General features: G+C 62.2%; 7 protein-coding genes. 5 read left to right on the forward strand and 2 right to left on the reverse strand.

The features are described 5' to 3' along the window. Window positions 1-77 precede the first annotated feature (77 nt). Entirely contained in the window at window positions 78-2204 is a 2127-nt protein-coding gene (locus tag FEM54_RS18420) for a TonB-dependent receptor (protein ID WP_138452360.1), read from the reverse strand. Between the two features lie 94 nt (window positions 2205-2298). After that, window positions 2299-2688, reverse strand: coding sequence for a DUF2946 domain-containing protein (locus tag FEM54_RS18425; RefSeq protein ID WP_017134615.1), 390 nt, complete (start codon window positions 2686-2688; stop codon window positions 2299-2301). A 92-nt stretch (window positions 2689-2780) separates the two neighbouring features. Here FEM54_RS18425 and FEM54_RS18430 point away from each other — a divergent pair, with 92 nt between their 5' ends. From FEM54_RS18430 to FEM54_RS18450, 5 genes are all read left to right on the forward strand, one after another. Beyond that, window positions 2781-3218: a DUF3995 domain-containing protein gene (locus FEM54_RS18430; protein ID WP_017134614.1), complete on the forward strand. Its 438-nt coding sequence runs from the start codon at window positions 2781-2783 to the stop codon at window positions 3216-3218. A gap of 131 nt (window positions 3219-3349) precedes the next feature. Then, window positions 3350-4750 carry an amidase gene (locus FEM54_RS18435; protein WP_171045861.1) on the forward strand — a complete coding sequence of 467 codons (1401 nt, stop codon included), beginning with the start codon at window positions 3350-3352 and terminating at the stop codon, window positions 4748-4750. Window positions 4751-4974: 224 nt separating this feature from the next. Further along, entirely contained in the window at window positions 4975-5733 is a 759-nt protein-coding gene (locus FEM54_RS18440; RefSeq protein ID WP_138452364.1) for a DeoR/GlpR family DNA-binding transcription regulator, read from the forward strand. Continuing rightward, on the forward strand, window positions 5711-6991 hold the full coding sequence (locus tag FEM54_RS18445) for a Zn-dependent hydrolase (RefSeq protein ID WP_099550119.1): 1281 nt from the start codon (window positions 5711-5713) through the stop codon (window positions 6989-6991). Before FEM54_RS18440 ends, FEM54_RS18445 begins: the two co-directional genes overlap by 23 nt. A gap of 8 nt (window positions 6992-6999) precedes the next feature. After that, a partial coding sequence (locus FEM54_RS18450; RefSeq protein WP_138452366.1) for a phosphotransferase family protein occupies window positions 7000-7944 on the forward strand: 945 nt, incomplete at its 3' end.

Raw genomic sequence — 7944 nt, forward strand, 5'->3', positions numbered from 1 at the left:
ATAAGAGACAGATACAGGACTGACACACCGCCATCGCGGGCAAGCCCGGCTCTCACATTTGGTTCTCTATTCCAGGTTTAGAATCGGGTTTGTACCGCCAACTCAAACGTCCGTGGCGCGCCCAAATAGTAAGCCGGCGACACATGCGCAAACTCTGCATACACCTCATTGGTCAGGTTACGTACCCGCCCGGTCACCGAGGTATGTGAATCCACTTTGTAACGCAGGAACGTGCCGAATAGCGTGTAGGCCGGCACCGTCTGGGTATTGGCATTATCGGCATACACCTGGGCCACATACCGCGCATCCACACCGCCTTGCCAGTCCTCGGCAACGTCATACGTCAGCCATACGTTGCCCACGCGCTTGGGCACGTTGGTGGGCGTATTGCCCTTGCGCGATACCACTGCGCCGCTGGCGATTTTCTCGTTGAAGTCATCGTACTCGGCGTCCACCCAGGCAAAGTTGCCTTCGGCCAGCAGCCGTGGCGTGATGCGTAACGAACTGGCCAACTCGATGCCCTTGGAGGTCTGCGCACCCACCGGAATGCTGTTGTTCGGGTCCAGCGGGTCGGTGACGGCAAAGTCCTTGCGCTCGATCCTGTAGGCGGCGACGGTGGCCGAACCGCGACCGTCGAGGTAGTCGAACTTGCTGCCGACTTCCCACTGTTTGCCGGTCGACACGTCGAACACTTGAGTGGTGGTGGAAGGTTGCTCCGCTGCGGTGCTGTATTGCACATACACATTGGCCGATGGGATGAACTGATACGTCAGGCCCACGCGGCCGGTGACCGGCTCCCAACTGCGCTTGAAGTGCCGTGGGTTGGTGGCGGTGATCACGCGATGGTTAGTCACATCCAGGTCGATGGCGTCGTAACGCAGTCCTGTGAGCAGCGAGAGTTTATCAGTGAGGCCCAAGCGGTTTTCCACAAACAAGGCTTTGGTGGTGACCTCGTTGGTCTTGTCTTTGATAAAACCTGGCCGGGTGCCCGGAATGCCATAGAAGTGCCCGGGGTTGTAGCTGTTCGGGTCTACCGTGCTGTTGCCCGGCACATTCAACGGGTTATTGGTGGTGCTGTTGACCTTGTACTCGAAGCCGCCGGACCAGGTGGTTGACAGGCCGAACAGGCTGTCGTCATGGCGCAGCTCGAACTGGTTGCCGTGCTGTTCGCCCTGATGGCGTACCTGGTAGGCGGTCGAGCGGTTCACCGCGCTGTTGTCGGCGTTGTACTGGTAGGTTTCCAGGTTGCGGTAGTCACGCTGGCTGTCCAGGTGATACAGCGTGTTTTTCAGTGTGGTGCTGTCGTTGATCCGGTAGTCGATGATCGAACGCATCCAGATCGTGCGTTGCTCGTAACGACCATCGGCGACGTTGTAGTTGTTGAAGCGGTTGTGCTTGTCGATTTTCAACTCACCAGCCTTGGGGTTGAGCACCGGCGTGCCCCAATACGGGCTGTCCTCATGTTCATCCTGGTATTCCAGGGCCAGGGTGTGGGACAGGTTGGGGGTGAGGTCACTGAGCAAGGAGAACGCCAGGCTCCAGGCATCGCGCTGGTCGCGGTCGATGTAACTGTGGTTGGTGTTGCGGCTGACATCCAGGCGCGCGTAGTGCTGCACCTCGGCACCGGGTTCGGTCAGGGCATGGTTGAGGCCAAAGGCCATGCCGGCAGTGTCGTAGCTGCCATAGGTGAGCTGGCCTTCGGCGGCTTGTTCCTCGCGTGTGGCAAGCTTGGTCACGTAGTTCAGCGAGCCGCCCACTGAGCCGGCGCCGTTGATCAGGGAGGAGGGGCCGCCGACCAGCTCAACCCGGTCATAGATCCATGCATCCACCGGCCGCGCCAGGCCGGTGGCGACGTTGATGCCGTTGAACATCTGGGTGATCTGGCTGCTGGTAAAACCACGATAGGACACAAACCCGCCAAACCCCGGCGGCGCACTGGCGTTGACGCCGGGCAAGGTGTTGGCCGCATCGCGGAAGGTTTTTGCGCCATGGCGCTCAATGTCGTTGCGGTTGGCAATGGCCACCGACGCCGGGGTTTCGCGCACGCTTAAACCCAGGCGTGACGCCGTGCCGCTGGATTGGTCCAGGGCCAGGCCCGGTTCGCTGGTTTGTTCGCCATCAATGGTGGTGGGGGCCAGCTCGAGCGCCCAGCCACAGACAGGCAGGCAGCCGAACAGGCCCGCCAACAAGGGTAAATGTTTCATGGTTGAATCCTGAAAATCTTGGCTTGAAAACAACGCACAGTCCTCCGCAGTCCTAAAGGGAGCGGTGGTCGATGCAGATCAGAAAGCGCAGGGATCAGGCGAAAACGGGAGGCGCACGCGGGTTGGCCGTGGGCCAGGTGAAGCGGGCAGGAATATCAGCGGCAAGCACCACCGCTGGCGGCGGCGCGTGCGGTTGGGGCAACACCGCCACATTGAGGCTGGAACTGAGTGCTGGCCCCATGCCGCCGGTCGAACACAATGGGCAACCGAACGCCTTGGACAGCGTTGGCAGGTTCTCGTCGGTGGAGTTGTTCTGTGCCGGCGCCTGGGTGCGCGGGTCGACCGTACAAAACTGGCCGCCGATGCCGTTGAGCTGCATGCCCAGCATCTGCCCATGTCCAATACTGCACGCGAACACATTGAACAGGACGCAGCAATACAGCATCCAGGCAATGAGTGAGCGGTCGGCACGGGCGATTTTCATGGGGCGGCACTTTACCATCAGCCGCCGACGAAATGCCTACAAAAAATCTCAGGCCGACTATCCTCATTCGCACATTTAAGGGAGCGCCTGCCATGAGCTTTTTCGTCGCACGCTGGATCGTCGCGATTTTTACCTGCATCAGCATGGTGCATCTGTACTGGGCCGCCGGCGGCAAGCTCGGCAGCCTGGCCGCCATTCCCGAATTGCCCGGCGAGTTCGCCCAGGGGCCACGGCCGGCGTTCAAACCGTCGGCACTGGGCACGTTTCTGGTAGCGATGGGCTTGGTGGCGATTGCCTTGCTGGTGTGCCTGCGTGCCGGGTTGTACTTTTCGCCGGTGTCCCACGGCGCGCTGCAATGGGGCATCAGTGCGATTGCCTTGGTGATGTTCGCCAGGGCGATTGGCGATTCGGAACTGGTGGGTTTTTTCAAGAAAGTGAGCGGGTCACGATTTGCCCGTTTGGACACCTATTTTTATTCACCCTTGTGCCTGGTATTGGGCGCGGGTTTATTGATCGTGGCGTGGAACTGATAACAAAGCACACAAAAACCACATAGCCAACAAAACCCACTTGACACGCCCCCAGGCTCGGGCGTTTATTGACGTACCCACCGGACTCATGTGCAGACGGCCCAGGATACTCAATGAACACAGACCTCTTGATGCCCACTGTGATCGACGCTGCCGAGGCCATTCGCGCGGGCACGCTGTCTGCGGTACACCTGGTCGAGCAAAGCCTGCACGCAATCGAAACCCACAATCCCACACTCAATGCGTTTGGCGACGTGTACGCCGACTCGGCATTGGCGCAAGCGCAAGTGCTGACCGAAGAGGCCAGGGCAGGGCTGTTGCGTGGCCCGCTGCATGGCGTGCCCTTTGGGATCAAAGACCTGTTTTCCACCGCCGGCCTGCGCACCACCCGAGGCTCGTTGACCGGCCTTGAGCATGTGCCCAGCCAGGATGCGCCGATCATTCGCCGCCTCAAGGACGCCGGTGCAATCATCCTCGGCAAAACCGCCACCACTGAATTCGGCTGGACCGGCGCCAGTACCTCGCGTGTGTTCGGCAACGGGCGCAATCCCTGGAACCCACAGCTCACCAGCGGTGGTTCCAGCTCCGGCTCGGCGATTGCCGTGGCGGCCCGTTTGGTGCCGGGCACGCTGGGTTCCGATGGCGGTGGGTCGGTGCGCATTCCGGCCGCGTTCTGCGGGGCGTTTGCCATGAAAGGTTCACTGGGCCGCATTCCGACCTGGCCTTGGTCGGCCACCGAAATGCTCAGCCATGCCGGGCCGATCACGCGCACGGTGCGCGACAGCGCTTTGTTGTTCGACATCCTTTCCGGGCCGGATCCGTTGGATCATCAGGCCTTGCCCGCATTGACCGAATCCTGCCTTGCGCGCTGCGACCAGCCACTGGGGCCGCTGCGGGTGGCGTATTGCCCGACATTGTTCAACACCCCGGTCGACCCGATCATTGCCGCTAGCGTCGAAGCCGTCGTGTACAACCTGGCGGAACGCTTGCCGGTCACCGTGACCACCTTGACGCTGGACTGGCAGGACCCACTCGCCACATTCGAAACCTTGTGGGTCGGCGGACGCGGCATTGCCTACGGCAAAGCCCTGGCGGATCGCCTCGACCAACTGGACCCAGGCTTTGCCGCGCTGATCCAGCGCGCGGGCGATTACGACCTCGGTGACTACCTCAAGGCCGTGCAACAACGGGCGCACTTCGCCAACCAGGTGCACGCGCTGTTCAACGACTATGACGTGTTGCTGCTGCCCACCCTGCCAACCCTGCCGTTCGCCGCCGACCAGGTCGCGCCCGAAGGCTGGCCGGGCGCGGACGGCGCGGTGCCCTGGGCACGTTGGACGCCCTTTACCTACCCGTTCAATATCACCGGCAACCCCGCTGCGAGCCTGCCTTGCGGCTTCAGCCCGAGCGGCTTGCCGATTGGTTTGCAAGTGGTCGGCCCGCGCTTTGCCGACGCCCAGGTGTTGCAGTTCTGCGCCGCAGTAGAAGCCATTGCGCCTTGGGACCAGCACCTGCCGCCGCTGTTGTTGTAGTGCCTGATTGCCCCGTGGAGCCGGCTCGTTAGAGGCCTGCCCTGGACAGATCCTTTTGTAGTGTTTCTGCCCTTTCACACCCCGATGAGTGAGAGGTAAACGTGACCCGATCAATCGCCGTCAGTCGTCCTTTGCCCCCCGCCGGACCGGTGCATGCCGCGTACCGTGGTGGGCGCAAAGCGCGCGATACTGACGGCTCGAATTTGCCTTGGAATGCATCCTTTATGCTCAATCAGCCGCGTCTCGACGAAATCATGCTCATGCTCACCCAACATCAGCGCGTCAAGGCGTCGGACCTGGCGCAAGCGCTGTTCGTCAGCGAAGAAACCATTCGCCGCGACTTCAAATACCTGGAGGAGGCCGGCAAGTTGCGTCGCATCCATGGCGGCGCGATCTTGCCCAGGCTGAACGAAGAACAACCGCTGCAAGTGCGCACCCGCATCAAGGCCCAGGCCAAGACCCGCATGGCAGTCTGTGGTGCCAAACTGGTCAGCGAGGGCATGGTGCTGTTTCTCGATACCGGCACCTCGACCCTGGCCCTGGCCCAGCAATTGATTGGTTTCAGCCAACTGCGCATCATCACCAACTCGCTGGACATCGCGCAGTTGATCACCCAGCAAAGCAGTAATCAGGTGCTGGTGGTGCCCGGTGATGTGCGCCGTAATGACAATGCGCTGATCGGCGCCCACACCCTGGAATTTGTCCGGCAGTTTCACTACGACATCGCCTTCATGGGCATCGGCGCGGTGGACTTGCAGCTGGGCTTCATGGACTACCAGGAGCCCGAGGCGCTGCTGCGCCGCACCCTGACCCAACATTGCCTGCGCAGCGTCATCCTCGCGGACGACGCCAAGTTCGGCCATCGCACGTTCATCAACACACTGCCGTTCAGCGCCATCACCACTTTGGTCACCAATCGTCCTCCGTCCGCGGAGTTTGCGACCTGCCTGGAGCACGCCCATGTCGACATCCTTTACCCCTGAGTGGCTGTCTCCCAGTGAGGCGGACGTCGAGGCCTTCGAGACGCTGTTTCGCGACAGCTCAGCCATCGGTGCGACACCGGCAGGTGGTTTGCACCGCCTGGCCGCATCGGCCGAAGACGGTGCGGTGCGCGACCTGTTCAGCGCGTGGCTGCGTGAGCGCGGTTTCGACGTGCGCGTAGACGCCATCGGCAATCTGTTCGGGCTGATCACCTTCAACCCGGACGCCCCCTATGTGCTGTGCGGCTCGCACTTGGACAGCCAGCCCAGCGCGGGGCGTTTCGACGGTATCTATGGGGTGTTGGCTGGCGCAGTCGCCATCGCCAGCCTGGCGCGCCAACTGCACGAGCGCGGCGAAACCCCGGCGTGCAACCTGGCGGTGGTGAACTGGACCAACGAAGAAGGCGCGCGCTTTCAACCCAGCCTGATCGGCAGCAGCGTGTTTACCGGCGACCTGGCCCTGCACGAAGCCTGGGAATGCCGCGATGGCGACGGCATTCGTCTCAAAGATGCGCTGCAAGCGATCGGCTATCTGGGGGACGGCCTGGTTGAACTGGATGTGGCCGGTTATGTGGAAATCCACGTTGAACAAAGCGACGGTCTGGAAAGCCAAGGCCTGGACATCGGCGTAGTGCGTGAAACCTGGGCGGCGCTCAAGCAGCGTATCCGTTTCGACGGCGAACAGAACCACACCGGCCCAACCCCGATGGCCGCCCGCAAAGATGCCTTGCTCGCGGCGGCGCATGCGATAACCACCGTGCGCGCCGAAGCGGACGTGCACGGGCTGCAGTTTCACAGCTCGGTAGGGCGCCTGGAAATTTACCCCAACTCGCCGAACGTGGTGCCCTCGCGCGTCACCTTGCATGTGGAATACCGCTCGCCGGACACGGCATTGCTGGCGGTTGCCGGTTATCGGCTGGATGCCTGCCTCAAGGCCGTCGCTGCATCGACCGCCACCACATACGAAGTCGAAAGCCGCGCCCTGCGTGCGCCCATCGCGTTACACCATGGTTTTGCCGAATTGGCCTACGGTGTCGGTCAACAACTGGGGCTGGCGGTCGGCAACACTGTCACGGTCTCCGGCCACGACGCCATCAGCCTCGGCCGGCATTACCCGGCATGCCTGTTGTTCATTCCGAGCAGCAACGGCGTGTCCCATAACGAGGCGGAACTCACCCATGACCGCGACATGCGCACCGGCCTGCAGATGCTGACCGCGCTGCTGCATTGCGCCTGTACTTCCCCCAACGCTTACCGGTGAGGGACGACATGTCCAACTGTTCCTACGCACTGTCGCGCCTGATGGGCGCCCTGGAGTCCGCCGGCCTGTCTGCCCATGTCGAGGTCTCGGACGGCACTGCCGGTATCGCCTCGCCGATACGCCTGGCCACCGAGTGGACCGGCTTTCACCTCACGGCGCCCTGGGGCCAGTGCTACGCCAAAGTGCTGCACGACGATATGCGTGCGCTGATCGACATAGAGCGCACCGGCCGCGCCACCCAACTGGCGGCTGACTGTGACGTGACCCCCGGCGTGCGCCTGGTGGATGTGGCTGCCGGCGTGCTGCTGCTGGATGCCTTGCCGGCCCACGAGTGGCGTTGGGCACGGCTCGATGAGTTACTGCAACCCCAGCGCCTGCAAGCGCTGTGGGCCTTGAAGCGGCAGTTGCACGTCGGCACCTCACCGGGCTTCAACCGTTCGCCGTTGCAGGATATCCAGCACCTGCGTGAGCTGTGCAGCCGTGACGGCGTGGGCCTGCCCGCTGATCATGGGTGGATTGAAACCTGCATCGATCTGGCCTGGACCGCGCTGCAATTGAGCCCTGGCACCTGCGTGCCCTTGCACGGCGACGGGCTGGCGAGCAATGTGATGATCGGCCCCGGCGGCGCGCTGCAACTGATCGACTTCGACTACGCTGGTTGCTTTGACCCGTGGTACGACGTGGCCGTCAGCCTCAACGAGTTGTATGCCTTTGAAAGCCAGTGGCGTGACGGCATCAAGGCCTGGGCCGGTGAGTGTCGCGAGTGCGATTACGCCCGCTGCCGCCTCTATGCGCTGATCAATGATTGGTACTGGACGCTGTGGGGCTTGTGGGTCGGCGCGACCTCAACGCGGCCCCTGGAGTTCTCCAAGGTGGGGCAGTGGACCTTGCTGCGCTGCCGGCAGAGCTTGCAAGACCCGCGATTTGAAAGTTGGTTACGGCAGGTACAGGAG

Origin of the sequence: Pseudomonas edaphica (assembly GCF_005863185.1) — a bacterium.
In the GTDB taxonomy this organism is placed as follows: Bacteria; Pseudomonadota; Gammaproteobacteria; order Pseudomonadales; family Pseudomonadaceae; genus Aquipseudomonas; species Aquipseudomonas edaphica.